Annotated in this window: 24 protein-coding genes and 1 tRNA gene; 12 read left to right on the plus strand and 13 right to left on the minus strand. The window is 70.5% G+C overall.

Going from position 1 to position 23,344, the window contains the following annotated elements; all coding sequences use genetic code 11:
- Nucleotides 1-2: 2 nt before the first annotated feature.
- The 3 genes from tmk to K933_RS10115 all read right to left on the minus strand — a co-directional run bounded on the left by tmk (nucleotide 3) and on the right by K933_RS10115 (nucleotide 3,074).
- The gene (gene tmk / locus K933_RS10105) at nucleotides 3-596 is read right to left on the minus strand and encodes a dTMP kinase (protein WP_023394634.1); all 594 of its coding nucleotides are present in this window, start codon (nucleotides 594-596) and stop codon (nucleotides 3-5) included.
- 34 nt (nucleotides 597-630) lie between these two features.
- On the minus strand, nucleotides 631-2,355 hold the full coding sequence (locus tag K933_RS10110; protein ID WP_023394635.1) for a PGF-CTERM sorting domain-containing protein: 1,725 nt from the start codon (nucleotides 2,353-2,355) through the stop codon (nucleotides 631-633).
- Nucleotides 2,356-2,513: 158 nt separating this feature from the next.
- The gene (locus K933_RS10115) at nucleotides 2,514-3,074 is read right to left on the minus strand and encodes a peptidylprolyl isomerase (protein ID WP_023394636.1); all 561 of its coding nucleotides are present in this window, start codon (nucleotides 3,072-3,074) and stop codon (nucleotides 2,514-2,516) included.
- Between the two features lie 202 nt (nucleotides 3,075-3,276).
- On the opposite strand from K933_RS10115, the gene K933_RS10120 reads away from it, so the two are divergent.
- Nucleotides 3,277-4,245 carry a succinylglutamate desuccinylase/aspartoacylase family protein gene (locus K933_RS10120; RefSeq protein WP_023394637.1) on the plus strand — a complete coding sequence of 323 codons (969 nt, stop codon included), beginning with the start codon at nucleotides 3,277-3,279 and terminating at the stop codon, nucleotides 4,243-4,245.
- Between the two features lie 43 nt (nucleotides 4,246-4,288).
- On the opposite strand, the gene K933_RS10125 is transcribed toward K933_RS10120, so the two are convergent.
- The 3 genes from K933_RS10125 to K933_RS10135 form a co-directional block, all read right to left on the minus strand.
- A complete protein-coding gene (locus K933_RS10125) occupies nucleotides 4,289-4,816 on the minus strand; it encodes a hypothetical protein (protein ID WP_023394638.1) in 528 nt (175 codons plus the stop codon).
- Nucleotides 4,817-4,911: 95 nt separating this feature from the next.
- Nucleotides 4,912-6,195: an amidohydrolase gene (locus K933_RS10130; protein ID WP_023394639.1), complete on the minus strand. Its 1,284-nt coding sequence runs from the start codon at nucleotides 6,193-6,195 to the stop codon at nucleotides 4,912-4,914.
- A gap of 78 nt (nucleotides 6,196-6,273) precedes the next feature.
- On the minus strand, nucleotides 6,274-7,356 hold the full coding sequence (locus tag K933_RS10135) for an anthranilate phosphoribosyltransferase (RefSeq protein ID WP_023394640.1): 1,083 nt from the start codon (nucleotides 7,354-7,356) through the stop codon (nucleotides 6,274-6,276).
- 144 nt (nucleotides 7,357-7,500) lie between these two features.
- Between K933_RS10135 and ahbB the strand changes: the two genes are divergently transcribed.
- The 7 genes from ahbB to K933_RS10170 all read left to right on the plus strand — a co-directional run bounded on the left by ahbB (nucleotide 7,501) and on the right by K933_RS10170 (nucleotide 13,211).
- On the plus strand, nucleotides 7,501-8,613 hold the full coding sequence (ahbB, locus tag K933_RS10140) for a siroheme decarboxylase subunit beta (RefSeq protein WP_023394641.1): 1,113 nt from the start codon (nucleotides 7,501-7,503) through the stop codon (nucleotides 8,611-8,613).
- Nucleotides 8,614-8,719: 106 nt separating this feature from the next.
- Complete coding sequence (locus tag K933_RS10145; RefSeq protein ID WP_023394642.1) at nucleotides 8,720-9,061, plus strand: ferredoxin; 342 nt, start codon at nucleotides 8,720-8,722, stop codon at nucleotides 9,059-9,061.
- A 508-nt stretch (nucleotides 9,062-9,569) separates the two neighbouring features.
- Entirely contained in the window at nucleotides 9,570-10,097 is a 528-nt protein-coding gene (locus tag K933_RS10150) for a winged helix-turn-helix domain-containing protein (RefSeq protein WP_023394643.1), read from the plus strand.
- 1 nt (nucleotide 10,098) lies between these two features.
- Entirely contained in the window at nucleotides 10,099-10,518 is a 420-nt protein-coding gene (locus K933_RS10155) for a hypothetical protein (protein ID WP_023394644.1), read from the plus strand.
- 416 nt (nucleotides 10,519-10,934) lie between these two features.
- Nucleotides 10,935-11,019: transfer RNA gene (locus K933_RS10160), tRNA-Leu, on the plus strand.
- 172 nt (nucleotides 11,020-11,191) lie between these two features.
- Nucleotides 11,192-11,437, plus strand: coding sequence for a hypothetical protein (locus K933_RS10165; RefSeq protein ID WP_023394645.1), 246 nt, complete (start codon nucleotides 11,192-11,194; stop codon nucleotides 11,435-11,437).
- Between the two features lie 130 nt (nucleotides 11,438-11,567).
- Nucleotides 11,568-13,211, plus strand: a complete 1,644-nt coding sequence (locus K933_RS10170) for an SLC13 family permease (protein ID WP_023394646.1) — start codon at nucleotides 11,568-11,570, stop codon at nucleotides 13,209-13,211.
- A 152-nt stretch (nucleotides 13,212-13,363) separates the two neighbouring features.
- Here K933_RS10170 and K933_RS10175 read toward each other — a convergent pair whose 3' ends face one another.
- On the minus strand, nucleotides 13,364-13,744 hold the full coding sequence (locus tag K933_RS10175; protein WP_023394647.1) for a tautomerase family protein: 381 nt from the start codon (nucleotides 13,742-13,744) through the stop codon (nucleotides 13,364-13,366).
- A 105-nt stretch (nucleotides 13,745-13,849) separates the two neighbouring features.
- Here K933_RS10175 and K933_RS10180 point away from each other — a divergent pair, with 105 nt between their 5' ends.
- The gene (locus tag K933_RS10180) at nucleotides 13,850-14,038 is read left to right on the plus strand and encodes a hypothetical protein (protein WP_023394648.1); all 189 of its coding nucleotides are present in this window, start codon (nucleotides 13,850-13,852) and stop codon (nucleotides 14,036-14,038) included.
- A gap of 400 nt (nucleotides 14,039-14,438) precedes the next feature.
- Here K933_RS10180 and K933_RS10185 read toward each other — a convergent pair whose 3' ends face one another.
- Complete coding sequence (locus tag K933_RS10185) at nucleotides 14,439-15,800, minus strand: LLM class flavin-dependent oxidoreductase (RefSeq protein ID WP_023394649.1); 1,362 nt, start codon at nucleotides 15,798-15,800, stop codon at nucleotides 14,439-14,441.
- Nucleotides 15,801-16,000: 200 nt separating this feature from the next.
- On the opposite strand from K933_RS10185, the gene K933_RS10190 reads away from it, so the two are divergent.
- Nucleotides 16,001-17,023 carry a DUF1611 domain-containing protein gene (locus K933_RS10190; RefSeq protein ID WP_023394650.1) on the plus strand — a complete coding sequence of 341 codons (1,023 nt, stop codon included), beginning with the start codon at nucleotides 16,001-16,003 and terminating at the stop codon, nucleotides 17,021-17,023.
- Complete coding sequence (locus K933_RS10195; RefSeq protein ID WP_023394651.1) at nucleotides 17,020-18,060, plus strand: dipeptide epimerase; 1,041 nt, start codon at nucleotides 17,020-17,022, stop codon at nucleotides 18,058-18,060. Before K933_RS10190 ends, K933_RS10195 begins: the two co-directional genes overlap by 4 nt.
- Nucleotides 18,061-18,108: 48 nt before the next feature.
- On the opposite strand, the gene K933_RS10200 is transcribed toward K933_RS10195, so the two are convergent.
- Together K933_RS10200 and K933_RS10205 are read right to left on the minus strand one after the other, a co-directional pair.
- The gene (locus K933_RS10200) at nucleotides 18,109-19,230 is read right to left on the minus strand and encodes a hypothetical protein (protein ID WP_023394652.1); all 1,122 of its coding nucleotides are present in this window, start codon (nucleotides 19,228-19,230) and stop codon (nucleotides 18,109-18,111) included.
- Nucleotides 19,231-19,395: 165 nt separating this feature from the next.
- Nucleotides 19,396-20,247 (minus strand): PspA/IM30 family protein, encoded by an 852-nt coding sequence (locus tag K933_RS10205; protein WP_023394653.1) that lies wholly within the window; start codon nucleotides 20,245-20,247, stop codon nucleotides 19,396-19,398.
- A gap of 147 nt (nucleotides 20,248-20,394) precedes the next feature.
- Between K933_RS10205 and K933_RS10210 the strand changes: the two genes are divergently transcribed.
- Complete coding sequence (locus tag K933_RS10210) at nucleotides 20,395-21,045, plus strand: dienelactone hydrolase family protein (RefSeq protein WP_023394654.1); 651 nt, start codon at nucleotides 20,395-20,397, stop codon at nucleotides 21,043-21,045.
- Here the strand turns inward: K933_RS10210 and K933_RS10215 are convergent.
- The 3 genes from K933_RS10215 to K933_RS10225 form a co-directional block, all read right to left on the minus strand.
- Nucleotides 21,028-21,444 (minus strand): hypothetical protein, encoded by a 417-nt coding sequence (locus K933_RS10215; protein ID WP_235063440.1) that lies wholly within the window; start codon nucleotides 21,442-21,444, stop codon nucleotides 21,028-21,030. The genes K933_RS10210 and K933_RS10215 overlap by 18 nt on opposite strands.
- Nucleotides 21,445-21,485: 41 nt before the next feature.
- Nucleotides 21,486-21,812 carry a transcription factor S gene (locus K933_RS10220; RefSeq protein ID WP_023394656.1) on the minus strand — a complete coding sequence of 109 codons (327 nt, stop codon included), beginning with the start codon at nucleotides 21,810-21,812 and terminating at the stop codon, nucleotides 21,486-21,488.
- A 149-nt stretch (nucleotides 21,813-21,961) separates the two neighbouring features.
- Nucleotides 21,962-22,750 (minus strand): hypothetical protein, encoded by a 789-nt coding sequence (locus K933_RS10225; RefSeq protein ID WP_023394657.1) that lies wholly within the window; start codon nucleotides 22,748-22,750, stop codon nucleotides 21,962-21,964.
- Nucleotides 22,751-23,344: the final 594 nt, after the last annotated feature.

The following is a 23,344-nucleotide window of genomic DNA, read 5'->3' on the forward strand; positions in this document are numbered from 1 at the left end:
GCTCAGCGACCGTCGAGCAGGCCCGCCACGGCGCGCTCGACCGATTCGAGCACGCGCTCGGGCGACCGGGAGGCGTCCACCCGGACGAACCGCCCGGGTTCGGCGTCGATCAGGCGCTCGTAGTTCGACCGCACGTCCGCGAGGAACGACGCGCGTTCGAACTTGTTGGTCGCCCCCGCCCGTCCGGCCGCCGTCTCGGGGTCGACGTCGAGGTAGACGGTGGCGTCGGGCGCCCGGGTGAACGCCTGGTGGACCCCGCGGACGTACTCCAGCGGGCGGTCGATCCCGGCGTCCGCGTCCGCGAGGCTCGCCGCCTGGTAGGCGTACCGCGAGTCGACGTAGCGGTCGGAGAACACCAGTTCCCCCTCCGCGAGCGCCGGCCGGACGACCCGCGAGAGGTGGTCGGCGTGGTCGGCGGTGAACAGGAACAGTTCCGCCAGCGGGTCGGCCTCGTCGCCGATCGACCGGCGGACCGCGTCGCCGTACCACGAGTCGGTCGGCTCGCGGGTGAACGTCGCGTCGGGGTAGACGTCGTGTAGCGCCTCCCAGGCGGTCGTCTTGCCGCTCCCGTCCAGCCCCTCGAACGTGATGAGCATCCCTACCGGACCGTGCGGGGGCCGGGGTTTACGGCTACCGTTCGCGGCGCGCGAGCAGCGCGGTCCCGACGAGCGCGACCAGCGCCGCGAGGGCGGAGAAGCCGGGTGCGGTCGTCGCCGTCTCGCCGTCGACCTCCGACTGGGCGTCCGCCGGCGGCGTCGCGTCGCCGGCGCTCGACGAGTCGTTCCCCCCGGTCGGGTCGGTCGCGTTCGGGGCGGCCGAGGAGCTGTCGCTGCCCGGCGCGCCCTCCGTCGCGTTCCCCGGCGCGCCGGCCCCGGGCGCGCCGGCGTCGAACCCGGTCGCGTTGGCGGGACCAGTGGCGTTCGCCGGTCCGGTCACGTTCGGCAGTCCGGTCGCGTTGGCGGGACCAGACGCGTTTGCGGGACCGCTCGCGTTGGTGTCGGCGTCGACGCCGACCGCGAGCGTCGAGAAGGCGGTGGTGTTCGCCTCGTACGTCCGCCCGCCCGTCCGTTCGGTGTCGAGACGGGTCCAGCCGCCGTCGGCCCGGTAGCGGTACAGCGCCACGTCGTCGGGCGTCGCGCCCGCGGGGAGCGGGGCGTCGACCCGGACCCGGACGGTGGCGCGGTCGAACCGCGCGTCGGAGACGCCGACGGCGCTCGTCGGGACGTACGCGAGCGCGTCGCCCCCGTCGAGCGGCGGCCCGGCGGTGGTCGGCGTCGGCGTCCCGAACTCGACGCGGAAGTCGGCGGCGTCGAAGTCGAACGCGAAGCCGACCCGCTCGACGGTCACGCCGGCGCCCGAGACGCCGGGCAGGTTGGTGCCGAAGCGGGCCTGCCCCGGCACCGCCCGGACGAGCACCGTCGCCCCGTCGGTCGTCGCCACGGTCTCGTACTCCGCCGACCGGTCGAGGGGGTCGGCGTCGACGCCGCCGGCCGGCGAGGACCCGCCGCCAGTGGTCCCGGAAGAGCCGTCGGTTCCGGCAGTTCCGTCGGTCTCGTCGGTCCCGTCGGTCCCGTTCGGCCGTGTCTCGGCGTCGCTCCCGTCCGAGCCGTTCGGCTGGCGCACGGCGGCGCCGCCGACCACCGTCCACGGGTCGCCGTCGTTGACCCGGAGCGCGGAGCCGTCCCGGAGCGTCTCGACGCCGCCGCCGAGCGCGTACGTCCGGTTCGCCCCCGCGGGGACGACGACCCGGCGGAGCGCCTGCCCGCCGAAGAGCGACCCGTGGTCGTTCCAGTGGACCACCGGTCCCGCGGCCGTCGACTCGTAGAGCGCGACGTCGTACGCCGCCGGCTCGGACGAGGGGTTCCGGAGCGTCGCCGTCAGCGTCGCGTTGCCCCGCTTGCCGACCGAGTCCGGGTCGAGCGCCGTCGAGACCAGGACGACCGACGACCGGACCTCGACGGTCGCCACGTCGGTCGCGAGCGCCGGGTCGCCCACGGGCGAGGCGTTCACGACCGCCGCCCGGAAGCGGTGGACGCCGCCGGCGAGCGCCCCCGCCTGGAGGGTCACGTCGACGGTCCCCGACCGGCCGCCGAGTTCGTAGTAGCGGTAGTGGTTCGGCCCGTACACCCGGAGTTCGGTGTGCGTCAGATTCACCTCGGGAGCGAGTCGGTACCCCACCGTCAGCGTCGAGTTGCTCGTCCCGTCGACGGTCGCATCCGCCATCGTGACCGCGGTTCCCTCGCCCGCGGGGACGGACGCGGTCCCCCCGGCGACGGTTCCGGCGCTCGCGGTGCCGGCGGCCGCGAGCAGGAGGGCGAACACGGCGACGACCGCACCGTGCGTGTTCAGTCGCATCTGTCCGACGTGACACGACGAGCCGAATAAACGCTCCCTCCCGGCTATCAGGCGTTGTACTCGGACGTACCCGCACTCCCGAACCTGGTGGCCGGTGGCCGAATCCGGGTCCCGCACACGGGTCCCGAACGCCGGGCGCCGGCCGCGCCGTCGGCGGTCTACCGGTCCACGTCGACCGACTCGACGACGACGTCCTCGCGGGGCTGGTCGTCGGCGTCGGTGTCGACGTCGCCGATCTCGCGGATCACGTCCATCCCCTCGATCACCTTGCCGAAGACGGCGTGGCGGTCGTCGAGGTGGGGCTGGGCGCCGAGCGTGATGAAGAACTGCGAGCCGTTGGTGTCCGGTCCGGAGTTGGCCATCGAGAGGACCCCCTCCTCGTCGTGCCGGAGGTCGTCGTGGAACTCGTCGTCGAACTGGTAGCCGGGGCCGCCGCGGCCGGTCCCGGTGGGGTCGCCGCCCTGGATCATGAAGTCGTCGATGATCCGGTGGAACGTGATCCCCTCGTACAGCGAGTCGCCCCGGATCTCGCCCGACTCGGGGTCCTCCCACGTCGTCGTGTCGCGGGCGGGGTCGTCGCTCGCCGCGGGGTCGTGTTCCGCGAGGTTGAGGAAGTTCTCGACCGTCCGCGGCGCGCGGTCGGCGTACAGTTCGACCGTGAACTCGCCGTGGTTCGTCTGGAACGTCACCGTCGGGTTGTCGCCGTTGCTCTCGCTCATCGTCCGGGATGCGGGCGGCGCGCGAAAATACCTGCCGCTTCGGCCGCTCCGACCGGGCACCGCAGTCGGGGCGGCGGGCCACTGCTCGGGCGGCACACCCGCGGAACGAGCGACGCGCCCGCCGCTCGGGTGCCCGCCCGCGGACCCGACGGGCGGGAGCGGAGCGGGTAGCTACAAGCCCCTCGCCGCCGACTCCCCGCGTATGGCCGACCACGACAGCGAACGCGTCACGCTCGCGCGCCTCCCGTCGGGCGTCGCCGTCGAGACGACCGTCCACACCTACGGCTCTGGCGACCCCGTCGTGTACGCGCAGGCGGCCCAGCACGGCCGCGAGATCAACGGGACGGCGGTACTCCGACGGCTCCACGACTACCTGCTCGACGCCGACCTCGACGGCACGTTCGTCGCCGTCCCCGTCGCGGACCCGCTGACGTTCGACACCGTCTCGTACACCACGCCGGAGGCGTATGACTCCGTGAACAACAACATGAACCGCTGTTGGCCGGGCGACCCCGACGGCAGCGTCCACGAACGCATGGCGGCGGCGCTGTGGGAGTACGTCGGCGACGCCGACTACATCGTCGACCTCCACACCGGGAGCCGCGACATGCTGACCCACTCGGTGTACCTCCAGGGCGACGACGACTGCCGCCGGCTGGCGGAGGCGTTCGGCACCCGCCTCCTCCTCGCCGAGGCCGCGGGCGACGACGCCGACGTGGAGTGGGAGGAGCGGAACTTCGGGGGGAAGCTCCGGGTCGCCGCCACCCGCGAGGGCATCCCCGCCATCACGCCCGAACTCGCGCACAACAAGGAACTCGTCTCCGACGCCATCGGCACGGGCGTCGAGGGGACGAAGAACGTCCTCCGCGAGACGGGCGTCCTCGACGACGGCGTCGACGTGCCCGAGTGGACCGGGGTGCGCGCGCGCAACCACCTCGGTCGGGTGAAGGCGACCGACGCGGGACTGTTCAGCGCGGCGGGGGGACTCGCCGTGGGCAACAGCGTCGAGGAGGGGGAGACGGTGGGCGAACTGTTCGACCCGACGACGTACGAGACGCTCCAGACCGCGACCGCCGACCGGGCGGGCGTCGTCTACTCGGTCACCCGGGAGGCGACCGTGACCGCGGGCGAGACGCTCGTCGGCGTGGCGATGCGGCTCGACGACGAGTAGCGCCGCGAGCCGTCCGGACGGCCCGGGTCGGAGAGTCGGGGCGTCAGACCCCGCGGGCGCCGACCGACGCCGCCTCGCGGTCGTCCCACGCCAGCAGTCCGACGGTGAAGGCGCCGGTCACCAGCCCGACGCCGACCATGTAGACCAGAAATCCGAGGTACCAGTCGACGCCGAGCAGGCCCGGCGCCCACCCGATGAGCGTCCCGAACGACGCGCCCGCGGCCTGCGACACCAGCGAGACGACGAGCGCCGCCATCCAGCCGCCGAGGAGGAGCCGGCACACCGCCCGCCAGCCGCGGCCGGTGACCGCCCGGGCGACCCACCCGCCGACGCCGACCGGGACGTAGAGGAACGCCACCCCGACGAGCACGGGCATCCGGGCGACGGCGGCACCGAACCCGCCGACCGCGCCGACCGCCGTGAACCCGCCGACGAGCAGCAGCGTCGCCGGCAGCGCGCGCTCGTAGCCCACGCGCCGACCCAGCACGTACGTCGACAGCGACAGCAGGACGACCGCGGCGCTGGCCGCGAGGAAGAACAGGCCGTACGTCGCCGCCGGTCCGAGAGACACGCGTGCGGGTGGCGCGGACGGGCTGATAAGGGTACGCCACGAACTATCACGGGCGAGAATCCGGGCGGGGCACCGCCGGTCCGGGTGGCGTCGGCCTACAGCGACCGGACCGTCCCCGCGAGCACGCCGACGCCGATGTCGAGCGACGCCTCGTCGATGTCGAAGTACGCGGTGTGGTGGCCCGCGGGGTTCGACGCGCCCACGCCGACGTACGTCGCGGTGCCGCCCGCCTCCTGCACCCGGCGGACGAGGTAGGAGGCGTCCTCGCTCCCGCCGAACGGCCGGTGGTCGACCACGTCGGTGACGCCGTCGACGCCGCCGGCGGCGTCCCGGACCGCGGCGACCATCTCGGGGTCGCACTCGAACGTGGTGGTCTTGCCGTACAGCGCGGTCTCCACCTCGCAGTCGTGCATGTCGGCCGCGGCGTCGAGCACCCGGTGGGCCGCGTCGAGCACGTACTCGTTCAACGCGGCCGTCTCGCCGCGCACCTCGACGCGCATCGTCGCCGCCTCGCTGATGACGTTCTGGGCGTTCGCCGACTCCACCATCCCGACGTTCACCCGGGTCGCGCCGTCGGCGTGCCGCGGGATCGCGTAGAGGTTCTGCACCGCCGTCGCGAGCGCCTGCATCGCGTTCCGGCCGGCGTTGGGTTCGCCGCCCGCGTGGGCCGGCTCCCCCGAGAACGTCACGTCGAGTTTCGCGTTCGACAGCGGCCGCTCGTAGCCCGCGACCACGGTTCCCGTCTCGGCGCCCAGCCCCAGGTGGACCGCAAGCAGGTGGTCGACGTCGTCGAGGTGGGCGGTCCGGCTCATCGGCAGGCCGCCGCGGCCCCCCTCCTCGGCGGGCTGGAAGAACAGCTTCAGCGTGCCGTCGAAGCCGCCGTTCGCGTCGAGTTCCCGCGCGACGCCCAGCCCGATGGCGGTGTGACCGTCGTGGCCGCAGGCGTGCATCTCGCCGGGGTGGGTCGAGCCGAACCCCTCGCGGGCGGGCCGGTGGTCGTCGTCGGTCGCCTCCTGGCGCGCGAGCGCGTCCACGTCGACCCGGAGGCCGACGACGGGACCGGAGCCGTCGCCGTACGCCTTCACGGCGACCAGCCCGGTCACGTCGCCCATCCGGTCGAGATAGTCCGTGGGTGCGCCCTCGCGTCTCGCGCGCGCTCTCGCGGCCGCGATGTCGTCGTCGCTCGGTACGCCCAGTCGCTCGTCGGCGGCGACCGCCTCCGAACCCAGGTGGAGGTCGAACCCGCGGTCGTCGAGTTCCGCGGCCACCAGCGCCGTGGTCCGGAACTCGGTCCACCCCTCCTCCGGGTGGCGGTGGAGGTCGCGCCGCACCGCCGTGAGGTCCTTCCCGCGCGTCGTCGCCTCGGCGTCGTCGTTCACGGGCGGGGGTTCGGCCGACGCGGCATAAACGGTCGTCAGCCGGCAGTCCGGGGGGTCGGAACGCCGGAGGCGCTCAGATTAGAACGCCCGCAGGTCGTCGAGCACCGCGGCGGCGTCGCCGTCGTCGATGCTGTTTCGGGCCATCTCCAGCCCCTCGTCGAGGTCCGCGGCGTCCTCGCGGGCGTAGATGCGGAACGCGGCGTTGAGCGCCACCGCGTCGTACCAGTGGTCGGTCCGGTCGCCCGCGAGCACCTCCTCGGTCACCCGCGCGGAGTCTTCGGCCACGTCGTCGACTTCGAGGTCCGCCTCCTCGAACCCCATCCCGTACTCGGCTGTCTCGATCTCGAAGTCGTCGAACTGGTCGCCCTCGCTGCCGCCCTCGCCCGAACTCCACTCCGCGACTTTCGTGTAGCCGGGGCGGATGTCGTCGTACCCCTCCATCCCCTGGAACATGATCACCCGGTCGAGGTCGTGAAACTCGCTGTCGACGAACGTGTCGACCACCTTCTTCGCGAACGCGAGGTGGTAGAACGAGCCGAGGTGGGTCGACGCTCCCGCGGGGTTGGCGAGCGTCTCGACCGTGTTGACGAACGTCCGCACGCCCATCATCTCGCGGCGCTCGTGCAACTCCTCGACGTCGGGGTTGAACGCGGGCTGGTAGTAGAAGCCGAACCCGGTGTCGTCGGTCATCGCCGCCGACTCGCCGGGCGAGAGGTCGGTCCGCACGTCGAGTTCGTCGAGGACGTGTTTGTACGCGTCCTGCTTTTGGGTCGGGACGCGGTCGCCCGAGTGGGTCACGACCGGCGTGCCGGCGCCCGCGGCGGCGACGCCCGCGGCGACGCCGAGGACGGCCGTCTCGCCCTTGCCGTCGTAGTTCGCCCCGCAGTCGACCGGGTCGGCGTCGGGTTCGGCGTACTCGACGCGCGAACACATCTCGTCGACGTACGCCGCGAGTTCCTCGGGGATGTTTCGCTTCCAGCGGTTCGCCAGCCAGAACGCGCCGAGCGTGGTGCGGTCGGGTTCGCCCGCGAAGATACGGCGCATCGCCTCGGTCGCCTGCTCGCGCGTCATGTCGTCGGCCGACTTCGGGCCGGAGCCACAGACCTCCGTCATCAGCCGCTTGAGGGGCCACTCGCCGAACTCCTCGGTCGCTTGTGCCATGTGTGCGCCTTGGACTCTCCGCGCAAAAGCGTCCCGCTCGCCGAGTGGACGACCAAAAGCCCGGCGGTGGCTACGGCTAACTCGCGTTCCCAGCCGACGGGACGGTCCGAAAGCGGTAGGTAGCGTCGGCGCCAACCCCCGTCGATGAGCCTGCCGGAGGGGGACGACTGGCGGGAGGGACTGGACGCGGTCGACGCCCGCCTCGTCGACGAGTACCAGAGCGGGTTCCCGGTGGTCGAACGGCCGTTCGAAGCCGTCGGCGCCGACCTCGGCGTCTCGGAGGCGGAGGCGGTCGACCGGGTGCGCGCGCTGCGGGAGGCGGGCGTGTTCCGGCGGTTCGGCGCGGTGCTCAACCCGCCGGTCGTCGGGTCGTCGACGCTCGCGGCGCTGTCCGTCCCCGACGACCGGTTCGACGAGGTGGCGGCGGTCGTCAACGGCTACCGCCAGGTCAACCACAACTACCGCCGCGACCACGAGTGGAACATGTGGTTCGTCGTCACCGCGAGCACGCGCGAACGGCGCGACGCCATCCTCGCGGACGTCGAGGCGCGGACCGGCTGTGCCGTGTTGAACCTCCCGATGCTCACCGACTACTACATCGATCTGGAGTTCCCCGTGTTCAACGCCGACGCGTTCGCCCGCGAGTCGTTGGAGTCGACCGACGCCTCCGCGACCCGCATCTCCGAGGACGCCGCGGGCGACCTCTCGGACCTGGAGGCGCGTCTCCTCTTGGAGATCCAGGGCGGCTTCCCGCTGTCGGCGACGCCGTACCGCGACGTCGCCGACGCGGTTGGCGCGGACGTCGACGACGTACTCGCGGCGGTCGAGCGCCTGCGCGCGGACGGCTGTATCAAGCGCGTCGGCTGCGTCGTCAACCACGTGGTCACGGGCTTTTCGAACAACTGCATGGTCGTCTGGGACGTCCCCGACGACCGGCTTGACGAACTCGGCGAGCGGGTGGGCGAACTCCCGTACGTCACGCTGTGTTACCACCGCCCGCGCCGGCCCGAGCAGGGCTGGCCGTACGACCTGTTCACGATGATCCACGGCCGGGAGGCGGAGGCGGTCGACGCCAAGATAGACGAACTCGCGGCCGACCACCTCCCGTTCGACCACGAGCGCCTCTACTCGACGGGGACGCTGAAACAGACCGGCGCGCGCTACGACGACCTGGTGGGGGCGCCCGTCGACGGCGCGGGCGAGGCGGGCGAGGCGGACGACGCGGCGGGGGCGGGCGGCGTCGACGCCGACGACTGAGCCGCGCTCCCGCGTCGCCTCCCGGCCCGCGGCGAGCGGCGCCCGGACCCGACCCGTCGACCCGGCCGACCGACAGGGGAAAGGTCGTCGGGTCGAAGGGGGAGGTATGAGCGAGTTGGACGCCGAGGTCCAGACCGCGAGCGACTACGGCGGCGAGGGGCCGCCCGTCGAGGAGAAGCCGTACAAGATAATCTTCGAGGCGAACGCCTGCTTCGGCGCGGGCAAGTGCGCCGAGGTGGCGCACAACTGGGAGATGGACATCGCCTCCGGGATGGCGAAGCCGAAGTCGTACTACTTCGCCGAGGAGGAGTTGGCGGAGAACGTCCGCGCCGCCGAGGTGTGTCCCGCCAAGAAGGGCGACGGCTGCATCCACGTCGTCGACCGGCGGACCGACGAGGAACTCGCGCCCGACCCGCACGGCGACGGGACGCTGAGCGTGGACTGGTAACTCGCAGAGGGACCGATAGCAGTCGGCCGTTCCACGCCGGCACCCCCAACGTGAAGCCGAGAATCGATCATCTCACCGAGGAGATGGTGGTGCTCCGCTTCAGTGGCTACTGGAGAGACGAGAAGCGAGAGGCTCCGAATAGATGGCGAACCCACCCACGTACCTACCATCCCACTTCCGGCACAACCCCGAGACACGCCGATTGATCTCCTCTGTAGTGTTAATTTCGAGGAGTCGTTGGAGCGTCTCGTCAATCGTTTCGCGCTGATCCAGTCGTACGTGACTGCTGATACCTTGAGGGCATTTCTGCCACCATTAAATCATCTATCAGTATCTCTTGTGGTTATATGTATTTATTATAAAATAGTTTAGTGTACGCAGGATATAAACCGAGCTGTTCGGATTGGGAGTTCGGACGAGAGTTCACCAACACAGGCTGACGCATCCCGAGTGGATCAAATAATTGCGCAGGTGGTAATCTTATACTCGCAGGACGTATAGGGGCAGTATGGGCGAGGACGACTACCCTCGCGGCGTCGAGGAGTGGATCGAGAACACCACCGCGTTAGATCGTGTCAAAGGGATCGCCGCTGGACGACAACAGCCCATCTCGGTCGCGGAGGTGGCCGAAGAGGCGTTCGTCTCGAAGAACACCGCTCGGAGCCACCTCGAACGGTTGACGGAGTACAACATCCTTCGAGCAGAGACACGAGGAGGGACGACCGTCTACTCGGCGAACCCGCGCTACACCCGGTTCAGCGCAGTCGAGGAGTTGTTGGACGAACACGACCGGGCGGGACTGATGGAGCTCCGGTCGGAGATCCAAGAGCGAATCGAGGGGTGGCGCGAGGAGTTCGACGTCGAGGAGCGAGAGGAACTGTGTGAAGCGGCACGGAAGACGGAGTTCTCCGAAGAGACGAGGGGTCTCATCAACCCGTACCGGCAATGGGGGATGGAAGAACATCGACTCTCCCTCGTGAACGAGGCCCTTCGGTCGTACGAGGAGACGAATCCGACGGAGCCTGCCTCCGCGTAGCATGGCCGGGGGATACGACTCAGGCAAGCAGTCGCACGACGACCTTCGGAAGATTCGGCAGGGGCTGGAGCGACATCCGATGGTGGCGAGTGCGGAGGGAATCCCGCCGGGAGGGTACGAGCAGGTTCGCGCCGAACTGGATTCGAACTACATCGAAGGCGGTTCCGGTTCCAGCAGTCTGACCGTCTCGTGGTTCAGCGGAGTCGCGCCGGGGGATCGGCCCGAGTTCTCGTTTCACTACGTCGATGACACCCAGGAGGTGGGACTCCATCACCACCCGAACGAGCACGTCGATGGGTGGGGGCACGTCCAGAAGAGACATGCCGACGACACCAGCTACCGCTACGTACCGTACACCTTCGGGAGTTTGGAGCCGGAGCGTGTGGTCTGGGAGGTACTCTCGTTCCTGAATGACCAGTAACGTCCGTAGGAGCTGATTCTGACGCGGCGCGCACACGCGAGGTGGCGTACTGGCTCACGAGGCAGAGCTAACCGAGAGTATTCCGAATGGAGGCTTACAGATGGATCCTTTCCGATGAAGAGAATTCACTGTACGTAGAGACTGCTGCGACAGAAGCGTGGGAAAACGTTGCCCACCGAATCTGTCACTCTTCTTCAATGACAATCGAGTATCCTCCCTCCCGCAAGTGGGGTTAATCCGCTCCCGGTGGTGGTTTGTATGTCCGTCACCCGGAGAGAGGGTCAGAGAGCAGAACGGCACCGGCGAGGAACTCGCGCCCGACCCGCACGGCGACGGGACGCTGAGCGTGGACTGGTAGGCCGGCGGGGTCGGGAAAACGAAACGGGCAAGCCCGCCGAGCGAGAACGCCGACCCGCGCGAGGGTGGCCGAGCCTGGCCAAAGGCGGCGGACTTAAGATCCGCTCTCTCAGGAGTTCGAGGGTTCGAATCCCTTCCCTCGCAGTGGTTCGAGCGGAGCGGTTCCAAGCGGGGAGGGAGCTCGCTCGGACCGCGGTTCGAACCCCCTATCGGACCGACGGATCCCCGGCGGCGCGGGGTCGCGAACCCGACACGGCACCCGCGGGCGCGCGACCACGGTGATTTATCCCGGTCGACCGATAGCTTCCGCCGACGGATGGGGACACAGCGGGAGGTCGACGTGGGTCAGGTGTCGCCGCTCGCGTGGCGACTGCTCCGCGTCGCCGCGGGGTACGAACAGCGCGGCGTCGAACGCGAGGTGGACGACCTGTTGCAGGCGCACGTCTCGATGCTCGAAAACGGCACCCGTGCGCTGTCGGCCGCCCGCCGCGAGCAGTTGCTGGACCTGTACGCCGCGGAACTCGACGCCGAACAGGTCGAGACGCTCGTCGAACGGTTCTAGCCGCCCGGCGACCGACACCCCGCGACGCGTTCGACGGCGCTCCCGAGAGAACGCCCGTGCCGTACGGTATCGTCCGTGTATCCCGAAGAAAATCGTTAAGTATCACCCCCCGAACGAAACCCGTGTATCAATGATACAGAGCCGTATGGGTGAGTCGACGAGCCGTATCGTCCTCTTCGCGGTCGCGGTGGTCGGGGCGGCCGCGATCGCGCTCGCGCCGAACCCCGCCGGTCTCAGCGTCCGCGGGCAGTACGCGTTCGCCACCATGTTCTTCGCCGGCCTGCTGTGGGTGACGGGCGCACTGCCGCTGGCGGTGACCGCGATATCGATCCCGTTCGTGTTGACCGCACTGGGGGTGTACGCCGACCTCGACGTCGCACTCGTCGGGTTCGCCGACCACCTCATCTTCCTGTTCATCGCCGGGTTCATGCTCGCGAACGCGCTCCAGAAGTACGACATCGACCGCCGGATCGCGCTGTGGCTGATGGCGCGGATGGGCACCTCGCCCGAACGGCTCGTCGGCGCGGTGATGCTCGCGACCGCGTTCCTCTCGATGTGGGTGTCGAACACCGCGACGACCGCGATGATGACCCCCATCGCCCTGGGCGTCCTCACGCAGGTGATCGGCAGCGAGGGCGTCCAGGCCGCCTCCGCGTCCGCCGACGAGGTCGACTCCGACGTGGCCGCCGACGGCGGTGCCGCCCCCGCCTCCGGCGGCGTCTCGGGGCTGGGGACCGACGACGGGTTCAGCAACCTCCAGGTGTCGATGCTGCTCGGCACCGCCTACGCCGCCAGCGTCGGCGGCGTCGGCACGCTGATCGGCACGCCCCCGAACGCGATCCTCGCCACCCAACTCAACGAACTGCTCGACTACAACATCAGCTTCGGCCAGTGGCTCGCCATCGGGCTCCCGGTCGTCGTCGTGACGCTGCCGATCATCTGGTACCTCCTCACCCACCGGCTGTACCCGCCGGAGGTCTCCGACGTCGAGGGCGCCCGCGAGGAGGCCGAGCGCTACCTCGCCGAGGAGGGGAGCCTCGACAAACGTGGCCGCCGGGTCGCGGTCATCTTCACCGTCACGGCCACCCTCTGGGTGGTCGGCGGGTTCGGCGACCTGATCGGGGGGTACTTCCCCGACGCGGTGGCGGTCACCCTCTTCGGCGGGTCGGGGATGGGCGTCGGCGGCGTCGAGGGCCACCAGGGCGTGCTCTACTACGTGATGGTGGGACTGGCCGCGATCCCGGCGCTCGTGCTCGCGGACACGATGGAGTGGGACGAACTCGTCGACATCGACTGGGGGACGATCCTCCTGTTCGGCGGGGGGATCTCGCTGGCGGGCGCGCTCGAATCCACCGGCGCGACCGAGTGGATCGCGGACATCGTGTTCAGTTCGCTCACGGACGTCCCGATCGTCGTCGTCGTCGCGTCGGTCGTCCTCCTGATCATCTTCCTCACCGAGATGACGTCGAACACCGCTACCTCCGCGATCATCATCCCGCTGCTCATCGGCGTCGGCGGCGTCTTCTCGACCACGCTGGGCCTCCCGGAGGTCGCCGCCGCGGTGTTTCTCGCGACCAGCGGCGCCATCGCGGCGAGTTTCGCGTTCGCGCTCCCGGTCGCGACGCCGCCGAACGCCATCGTCTTCGGCAGCGGCTACCTCAAACAGGAGCAGATGATGCGTGCGGGCATCGTCCTCAACCTGCTGATGACCGTGGTGCTCACCGGACTCATCTGGCTGCTGTTCCAGTTCGTCTGGCCCGTCGTCCTCTGGTGAGGCGGCCCCGGTCTCGGGGCCGACCCGGGCTGCGGTAGCCGACCGAGGCGGGCCGACGCGCGTCCGCTCCCCCCGCGCTCTCCCTCTTTCGTTCTCCCTCTCGGCTCCGCTCCGTTACTTCCCTCTTTCTCTCCCTGTCGGCTCCTCGCTCGCTACTCCCCGTCGTCCCCCCACGACCCGCCGACCCGGTCGTACCCCATCATCTCCTCGCCCGCGTGTTCAGTGAACGTCACCTTCACGTTCGGTTCGGGCACACCCCACCGTTCCACTACCTCCTCCATCGCCGCGAGCGCGAACGCCCGCTTCAACTCGAACGGCCGGCCCTCGCGCACGTCGGCGTCGAGAAACGCGAGCGGTCCGTCGACCGCACGCCCGAGGTGGAGGTCCGCGGGGTCGCGGTCGCGGACCGTGACCGCGACGTGGCCCGCGGTGGTCTCCATGTGGTCGGTGTAGTGGTCGGTGACGGCCGCCGCGAACGACTCCTTCCCCGCGGCGGTCGGGTCGGCGGTGGTGTCGAACTGAAGGTGGGGCACGCCCCCAGTCGCGCCGCACCGCCCCTATCGCTTCCGCTCCGCCCGTCGACGGGGACCTGTCGGGCGGGCGTAAGCTATACGGGTTCGTAATGAGATGTAATTAGCGTGCTCCCGCTCGAACCGCTCGCGCGGCCCGACCTCCGACTGCTCGTGATGGGTCTCCTGATGGTGGTGTCGGCGTGTGCGACGCTGCTGTTGTCCGTCCCGTTCAGCGTCGCGGGGTCCGTCGGGTCCGCACTCGCGGCCGTGGCGATGCTCGACGGCATCCTCCTCCGGCCTCCGACCGAGTCGTAACGGCGTCGCGGCCGTCGCGGAACGCTGGCGTCCTCGACGTGTCCGTCCTCCCCCTCCCATCTCCCGACCGCCGAGCGCCGGCGCTCGGCAGTCGGGACGGCTACCCGACCGTCGGCGGCGCTCGCGGTGGAATCGGACGGTCGTCGCGGTGGAGTCGGACCTCGACGAGTGGCGAGCGCTCGCGGGTCGAATCGAGTGTAGGAACGAAAGAGGGCACGTGCCGCGAAAGAGAGTGCGGCACGGTGCCCCCTCGAATTGGTCCCCGCTGACGCTCCGGCCCTCCAGACGAAGCGTCACTTGCAGACAGTGCTCCCGACCACTTAACCGTGGCGCCGCCGGCGTCGGATGCCGGAGGGCGTACGGGTGTTGGCACGTGCTCAATCGCGGGTCGGTCCCCCGCTCACGACCGGCCGGGGTGGTCCGCGGGGAGACGGGGGCCGCCGCCGAACAGTCGCTCGCGGAGCGTCCCGCCCGCCGGGTCGGCGAGCAGCCCCCGCTCGCGGAGTTCCGGCGACACCAGGTCGACGAAGTCGTCGAGGCTCCCCGTCCGCACCACCTCCTTGACGTTGAACCCGTCGACGCCCACCTCCTCGTACCAGTGGGCGAGTTCGTCCGCGACCGTCTCGGGCGACCCGACGACGACGGGCGAGGTGGTGCCCAGCCCCGAGAACTCCGCCACCTCCCGGACGGTCCACTCGCGGTCCGGGTCGGAGGTCGTGAACGCGTTCATCGTCCCCTGGATGGCGTCGGTCTCGATGTGTTCGATCCGCTGGTCCGGGTCGAGTTCCGACAGATCCATGTCGAGAAAGCCCGACAGCAGCGCGAGCGTCGCCTCCACGTCGACGCTCGCCGTCAGCCGCTCGTACTTCTCCTCGGCGGCCGCGTCCGTCTCGGCGACGACGGGGACGATTCCGGGGAAGAACGCCAGCGAGTCGGGGTCCCGCCCCAAGTCGGCCGCCCGCCCCCGCAGGTCCTCCATGTACTCGCGGACGCCCGCCTCGGTGGGCTGCGAGCAGAACACCGCCTCCGCGTTCGCGGCCGCGAAGTCGCGCCCGCGGTCGGACGAACCGGCCTGGAAGACGACGGGCGTCCGCTGGGGCGACGGCTCGCAGCCGTGCGGGCCGGGCACGTCGAAGAACTCCCCCTCGTGGTCGACGGCGTGGACCCCGTCGGGCCGCGTGTAGACGCCGCGTTCGGCGTCGCGGACCACCGCGTCGTCGTCCCACGACTCCTCCCAGAGCGCGTAACAGACGTCCATGAACTCGTCGGCGCGGTCGTAGCGGGTCCCCTTGTCCATCCGCCCGTCGAGCCCGAGGTTCGCCGCCGCGGATTCGAGATACGAGGTGACGACGTTGAACGCGACCCGCCCGTCGGTGAGGTGGTCGAGCGTCGACAGCTCCCGCGCGAGTTGGTACGGGTGGGTGTAGGTGGTCGACTTGGTGACCGCGAACCCCAGCGAGTCGGTCACCTCCGCCATCGCGGGCACCAGGTAGCCCGGGTCGTTCGACGGCGTCTGGACCGCCTTCTCGACCGCCGTCCCGCGGTCGTCGCCGTACACGTCGTACACCCCGCGTACGTCCGCGAAGAACACCGCCGCGAACCCGCCGCGCTCGGCCGTCCGCGCCACGTCCGTCCAGTACTCGCGGTCGGTATACTCCGCCGACCGGTCGCCCGGGTGGGTCCACGACCCCGGCGAGACGTGTTCGACGGAGTTCATGGTAAACAGGTTGAGGTGCATCCCGTCGCCGCTCGTGCCGCTCATACCCGCGGTAGCGCGTGCGCCACGGTAATCCCCCTCGAAGTCGGCAACAGCGCGGGGTATCTCCGACGGCCGGACCGGTGACCGGACTCCGGACGGGGCGGATGCGGTCGGACGGGGGGACGACCGGCCGGACACCGGGGCAATCGGCGGGAACGACCGCGGCGGACCGATTTAAGCCCCCCGGCACCAACCCGGCGCGCATGAGCCAACGCGTCGTCCTGCTCGCACACGAGAAGTTCCCCGACGGGTCGAAAACCGCGAACGGCATCATCCGCTACGGCGACCAGGACGTCGTCGCCGTCCTCGACCGCGACCGGGCGGGCGACCGGGTCGCCGACCACCTCCCCGGCGTGAGCGACGCCCCCGTCGTCGGCTCGTTCGGCGACGTGGAGGGGGAGGTGGACGAACTGATCGTCGGCATCTCGCCCATCGGCGGCGCGTTCGACGAGTCGTGGCGGCCCGACGTGCGCGCCGCCATCGAGGCGGGCTGTGACGTGACCGCGGGGCTCCACTACTTCCTCAACGACGACGAGGAGTTCGCGGCGCTCGCGGCCGACCACGGCGTCACCCTCACCGACGTGCGCGAACCGCACGAGGGGTTGGGCGTCGCCGAGGGGCGCGCCGACGAGGTGAGCGCGGACGTGGTGCTCACCGTCGGCACCGACTGCGGCGTCGGGAAGATGACCGCGACGATGGAACTCGCCGCGGCGGCCGAGGCGGCCGGCGTCGACGCGTGCGTGGTGCCGACGGGGCAGACCGGGATCATGGTCGAAGGGTGGGGGAACCCGGTCGACCGCGTGGTGTCGGACTTCACCGCGGGCGCCGTCGAGGAGATGGTCCTCGAACGGGGCGACGACCACGACCTCCTGATCGTGGAGGGACAGGCGTCCATCGTCCACCCCGCCTACTCCGCGGTGACCTGCGGCATCCTCCACGGCGCGATGCCGGACGCGCTCGTGCTCTGTCACGAGGCGGGCCGGAAGGCGATCCACGGCTACGAGGACACCGCGCTCCCCCCCATCGAGGAGTACGTCGACCTCTACGAGTCGGTCGCCGCGCCGGTCCACGGGACGGAGGTGGTCGCGGGCGCGCTCAACACCTCGGGTGTCGACGACGACGACGCGGCCCGCGAGGCGGTCGCGGACTTCTCGGAGCGACTCGGCGCGCCCGCGGCCGACCTCGTGCGGTTCGACGCCGGCGACGTGGTGGGGGCGCTCCGGTGAGCCTGTCGACCGAGTTCGAGCGCGTGTCGCTCCCGCTCGAGCACGCGTTCACCATCTCCCGCGGCACCCAGACCGCCGCCGAGAACGTCGTGGTCGAGATCACCGACGACGACGGGACGACCGGCGTGGGCGCGGCCGCCCCCTCCGCCCACTACGGCGAGACGGCCGCCACCGTCGAGGCGGTGTTGCCCGACCTGCTCGCGGAAGTCGAGGACGTGGGCGACCCCCACGCGTTCGCGGAAGTCGAGCGGCGAACCCGTGCGGTGGTCGAGCGCAACCCCGCCGCCCGCTGTGCGGTCAGCATCGCGCTCCACGACCTCGCCGCGAAACGGCTGGGCGTGCCGCTGTACCGCCTGTGGGGGCTCGACCCGACGCGGACGCCCGAGTCGTCGTTCACGATCGGACTCGACGACACCGACGTCGTCCGCGAGAAGACCCGCGAGGCGGTCGAGGCGGGCTACGGCACGCTCAAGCTGAAACTGGGGACCGACCGCGACCGCGAACTCGTGGCCGCGGTCCGCGCGGAGGCGCCCGACGCGACCCTCCGCGTGGACGCCAACGAGGCGTGGACGCCCAGGGAGACCGCACACAACACCGAGTGGCTCGCCGAGATGGGCGTCGAGTTCGTCGAACAGCCCGTCCCCGCCGACGACCCCGAGGGGCTGAAGTTCGCCTACGAGGCGTCGGCGCTCCCCATCGCGGCCGACGAGTCCTGCGTGACGCTCGCCGACATCCCGCGGGTCGCCGACCGGTGTGACATCGCGAACCTGAAGCTGATGAAGTGCGGCGGACTGCTGGAGGCGACGCGGATGGTCCACGCGGCGCGCGCACACGGGCTGGAGGTGATGCTCGGCTGTATGGTCGAGACGAACGCCGCCATCGCCGCCGGCTGTCACCTCGCGCCGCTTTTGGACTACGCGGACCTCGACGGGAGCCTCCTGCTCGCCGACGACCCGTACGACGGCGTCCCGCTCCCCGGCGGCCGGGTCGAGCTATCGGAACTCGACCGGCCGGGGACGGGCGCGCGCGAGGCCTGAGCCGCGCCGGGAGCGCGGGGCGGCGCCGAGGGTCGCGCCGGTCTCACGTCACTCTCGCTCCGCCGACTCCGTCTGTGGGTCCGTCTCCGCGCCGGGTTCCGTCGCCGACTCCGTCTGTGGGTCCGTCTCCCAGTCGATCCGGTCCCGGTCGGTGTTCCGGAGGACGAACGGTCCGATCGCGAGCGTGCGCTTCGTGACCGTCGCCACGCGGATCACGTACGTCAACAGGAGGAAGAAGGGGAGCAGCGTGACCGTCACGCCCGCCGCGAGCACCCACGTCAGCCGCTCGACGCCGACGAGCGCCCCGGGGAACGACGACCCGTTCACGAACAACTGGACCGTCACCGCGACGAACAGCGCGGGCACCGACGAGAGCAGCAGCACCCGCGAGAGGTTGACGAGTTCCCACTGGAAGTAGAGCGTCTTGAAGTGCTCGCGCGCCGGCCCGAACAGTCGGAGCAGCCCGAGCAGTTCGTCGAGTAGCCGGCGCGTCTCCGAGTCGAACGCGTCGCCGTGGCGCGCGACCAGCCGCCGACCCTGATACAGCCGCCACGAGTAGTTGAACGTGAGCGCGCCGTACATCACGTCGAACCCGCCGAACGTGGCGTCTTCGAGCACCTCGCTCGCGCGCGCCGCGTCGTCGGAGACCGCGTCGACGTACTCGTCGACCTCGGCGTGGAGCGCGGTGTCCGGGGCGTCGGCGACCGCGGCGCCGAGCGAGTCGGCCCGCGCCCGCACGCCGTCGAGGAGTTGTCGCATGAACGACGCGGGGTCCGCCGAGCCGACCGGACTGTCGAGCCGCGGGTTCGCGTCGTCGCGGAACTCCATCGACCCCTCCATCCGCTCGCGCTGGTCGCCGAGCGAGCCGAGTTCCTGCGAGAGGATGAGCTGGCTGATCGTGATCACGAGCGTCACCCCGGTGACGACTGCGCCGATCATGGGCGAGAACACCCACCAGAGCGTGTTCTTCTCGGCGACGAGCGTCCGGACGGGCACCCCGGCGACCCGGGCGACCGCGAGCACTCCCGCGAAGAACACGGCCGCGATCAGCCCCGCGGCGACCCGTCGGCGCCCGGTCAGCAGGAACCACTCCGCCGCCCGCTCCCGGCCGACCTGCCCGTCGGTCGCGTCGCCCGGACGGACGTCGCTCTCCGCGTCGTCGGCGCTCACGGGCGGGCTACGCCGTCGGGCGACAAATGAGCGGCGACTTCGGGACGGAGGGAAAGCGGGGACGGACGGGAGGGGCGGCGAGCGGGACCGAGCGGACGGCGAGCGGGGCCGAACGGGCGGCGGGAGGCGGGTGACGAGGCTGCGAGCGCGCGCCGGGTCAGTTCGTCAGTTCGACCCCGACCCGCCGTTCTCCTCGCTTTTGAGTTCCTCCAGTTCGGCTTCGACCTCCTCGTCGGTGGGTTCGGCGTCGGCCTCCTCAACGGCCTCGTCGACGTCGGTCTCCGCGTCTGTCGCGCCATCGCCGTCGGCCGCGGCGTCGGACGTGCCGAACTCCGCTTTGAGCGTCTCCAGTTCGGCGTCCACCTCGCGGTCGGTCCGGCCGGCCGAGAGTTCGCGGTCGAGTTCGTCCTCGTCGGACATCGCGTCGTCGAACGCACCGGTGTCCTGGAGTTCGTCCATCGCCTCCGAGCGCGCCTCCATCTCCTCGGTGCGCTCCTCGGCGCGTTCGATGGAGCGGCCCACGTCCTCCATCTCGTCGCCGACGCCCGTCATCGCCTCCGAGACGCGGGTCGACGCCTCCGCGGCCTCGTAGCGCGCCTTCATCGTCTCCTTCTTCGTCTTGAACTCCTCGATGCGGCCCTGGAGTTCGTCCTTCTTGTCGACCAGCCGGTCCTGCGTGGACTGGAGTTTCTGGATCTGCTCCTCCAGGTCCTCGATCTGGTTCATCTTCGACTTCTTCTTCTCCAGCGCGCGCCGGGCGAGGTCCTCGCGGTCCTGCTGGACCGCCTCGCGGGCCTGCTCGTTGTGCTTCTCGACGTTCTCCTCCAGCCGGCGCTTCTGGATCTCCAGGCGCTTCTTCTGGGTGGTGAGGTCCGCGATCCCCTGTTTGACGTCCTGGAGTTCGTCACGCATCTGCTCGTAGCTGTAGTCGAGCGTCTCTGTCGGGTCCTCCGCTCGATTCAGGAGGGCGTTCACCTTCGAGCGGATGACGTACGAGGCGCGAGAGAGGACTCCCATGGATGGGGACTAGCGAACGCCAGGTATAAATCTCACCCGGACGACCGGCGGCGCCACCCCCGCGAGACGGCCAGCCACGGCGGGCGGCGCGACGACGCGGTGCCGCGACCGACGCGCTCAGGGGGGTCGCGGCCGAACCGCCGGGGCGTGAGCGACCGAGACGCCGAGCGCGGGACCGTCCTCGTCCCCGGCGGACGGGACGTTCGCGCGACGCTCGACCGCGCGGACGAGTCGGAGAGGGGGGACGGAGCGACCACGAGTGCGGAGGCGGGAGCCGACGCCTGCGTCGTCGCGTGCCCGCCCCACCCCCAGCAGCGCGGCCACCGCGGCGACGAACGCCTCCGCGCCGTGAGCGACGCGCTTGGGTCGCGGGGCGTCGACTGCCTCCGGTTCGACTACGGCGACTGGGACGAGGGGTACGGCGAACGCGCCGACGCGCGCAACGCGGTCGGGTGGGCCGGCGAACGGTACGACCGCGTGGGCCTGTTCGGCTTCAGCTTCGGCGGGTGTATCGCCCTGCTCGCGGCCGCGGAGGTGAGCGTGGCGGCGGTGAGCGCGCTCGCGCCGACGGCGCGCCTCGCCGAGGACCTCGACGCCGCGGCGGCGCTCGACCGGGTCGACTGCCCCGTACAGGTGGTGTACGGTAGCCGGGACACGACCGCCGACTGGGAACCCGTCGTCGAACGGGCGCGCGACCGCGGCGCGGACGTGGTCGAACTGTCCGCGGACCACTTCTTCGTCGGGCAGGCCGGGAAGGTGGGCGAGACGGCCGGCGAGTGGTTAGCGGGTCGGCTGTGAGGACTCCGATTCGGACTCCCGGTAGCCGAGTAGCAACTGGACGACCAGCGCGGTGACGGCGGCGACGACGACGAACCCCCAGAACGCCGACCACGCCGCCGCGCCGGGCGACTCCGTCACGACGAACGCGAACAGCCCCCACGCGGCCGCGGCGACGAACGGCGCGAGAAAGGGGAGGTCGCTCCACCGCCCGCCCGCGTTGCGGTACTCCACCGCGTACCCCCAGACGTTGCCGACGGTGAACTGGAAGAGGACGACGGCGAACAGGCCGTTGATGGTGGGGACCAGGAGTTCGGGCCCGACGGCCGGGTCGTCGCGCCACACCGAGGCGGCGAAGCCGACGACGAAGACGGCGAGCATCAGGCCGTGCCACGGTCTGAGGCGTGAGCGGAGGGACACGTCCGCGATGGAACGGGCGACGACAAGTGACTATCGGACGCTCAGTTGTACTCCCGCCACCGGTACCCGCACTCGGTGCACTTGAAGAAGCGCGTCGGCGGTTCGTCCGCGGCGCCGGTCTGTTTGATCGTGTACCAGGCGACGCCGTGACCACACTTCTCGCAGTGCACGTCGGACGAGGTGGGCTTCCCCTCGAAGTTGGCGCCCTCCTCGGTCTCTATCACGTCGTCGTCGGTCTGCGCCTCCGTCGAGACGAACTGCGCGGCGCGGTCCTCGTCGCGGTCGTCGGTCGCGCCACAGGAGGTACACACCATCGCGCCGTCCTCGGAGACCATCATCGACCCGCAGTCGTCGCAGAACTGGACCATGGGGTATCAACGACCGTCGACGGAGTCAAGTCTGTCCATCCGACCGGTCCACCGGACTCGAACCCCGGTCGGAACCGACATGCCGAACGGTCTTCGACCACCGGTCGGCACGAATCGCTACGACGAATAAAGGCCGACGGGGAAGACAGTTACATCTCTCCGCCACTGGCGCCCGTGTCACCGAAATCGCCGACGCCGACACCGGTATCACACGCCGCGACGGCGTCCGCCGCGGTAGAGTCCGAGACCGTCGCGCAGGTCGCCGGACTCCCCATCCCCCCGGCACTCCCCGACGCTGCTAGCGTCCCCCTCGGATACGGGGCCGAGACCATCTCGTCGACGTCGATGTCCGCCACCCCCTCGTCGTTCAACTCCTCGATGTCCACGACGAGTTCGTCGCTCCGCGCCGCGAACTCGCCGCTGAACTCGGCGTCCGGGAAGGCGTACACCATCGGCACCTGTTCCGGACGCACTCGCCCCCGTTCGACCGCATCGGCCAGGTCGTCACGCACCCTGTCCAACTCGTCTAGTACCGCCGCACACCGGTCGGTTGAAACGCCCACCGTCTCCGTCCACGTGATCAGGCCGAACAGCAGGCTCTTCTGCTCCTCCCGTCGTCGGTAGAACCCCCTGTGACGCAGGTCCGCCTCGAAGTCGTACTCGTAGACCGCGTTCACCATGCGTTCACCGTCGTCGATCCCGACGATCGCGTCCCGGATCTCGACCTCGTAGGGACGGAGGTCCGCATCCTCGTCGAGGTGGGCGTCCGCGGTCGGACGGAACCCCTCGCCGTCGCCCTCGGGCCTAATCAGGCCCCGCATGGACATGCTGATGAGTGCCGCTTGCAGCGACGACTTCCGGGTCCACGACTGGTCCCCCTCCTCCGAGAGGATCCAGAGGAGTTCGACCGGACGGAGGTCGTCGAGTTCGTGTGTCACGGGTTACTAGCCGAATGGTAGCTCAGAAGTGATAAATCAGACGACGAACCCGTCTCCGAACCGGACTCCGGGGCGACGACTGCTCCGACCGTCTCTTCGGCGTACACAACAGGGCGAACTGGGTGTTCGGTGACGCCCGCCTCGTCACCCCTCCTCGACGGGAAACGGGACGCTCCGAACCCGAAGTCGCTCCCGGTCCCCGTCCACATCCCGTCCCGATCCCTCGACCAGTCCGCCGTCGTTGCACCCTGCACGTTCGCGGCCCACTCCGGAGCAAACGCACCGCCCACCCCGTCACCGCCGTCGGAGTCACCGGGAGAACGGCCGATACGCCCGCTAGAAGCTACTACTCGGCGAACCAGTCGTCGCAGAACTGCATACCGGGCGTTGCGCCGCCGGGCGGGTAAACCCCGCGTCGCCGGTCGCCGGCTCAGTCCGGCCCGCCCCGCGCGGCCACGGGACAGCCGCGAACCCGGACGTCGTCGCCGTCGAGCAGTTCCACGATGGCGGTTCCCTCGTGGGTGCAAGCCATCTCCGGCGGGGCGGCGAGGTGGGGACACTGCTGGCAGTACTCGCGTTTGTTCACGACCCGCT

It is taken from the genome of Candidatus Halobonum tyrrellensis G22 (assembly GCF_000495475.1).
GTDB lineage: Archaea > Halobacteriota > Halobacteria > Halobacteriales > Haloferacaceae > Halobonum > Halobonum tyrrellense.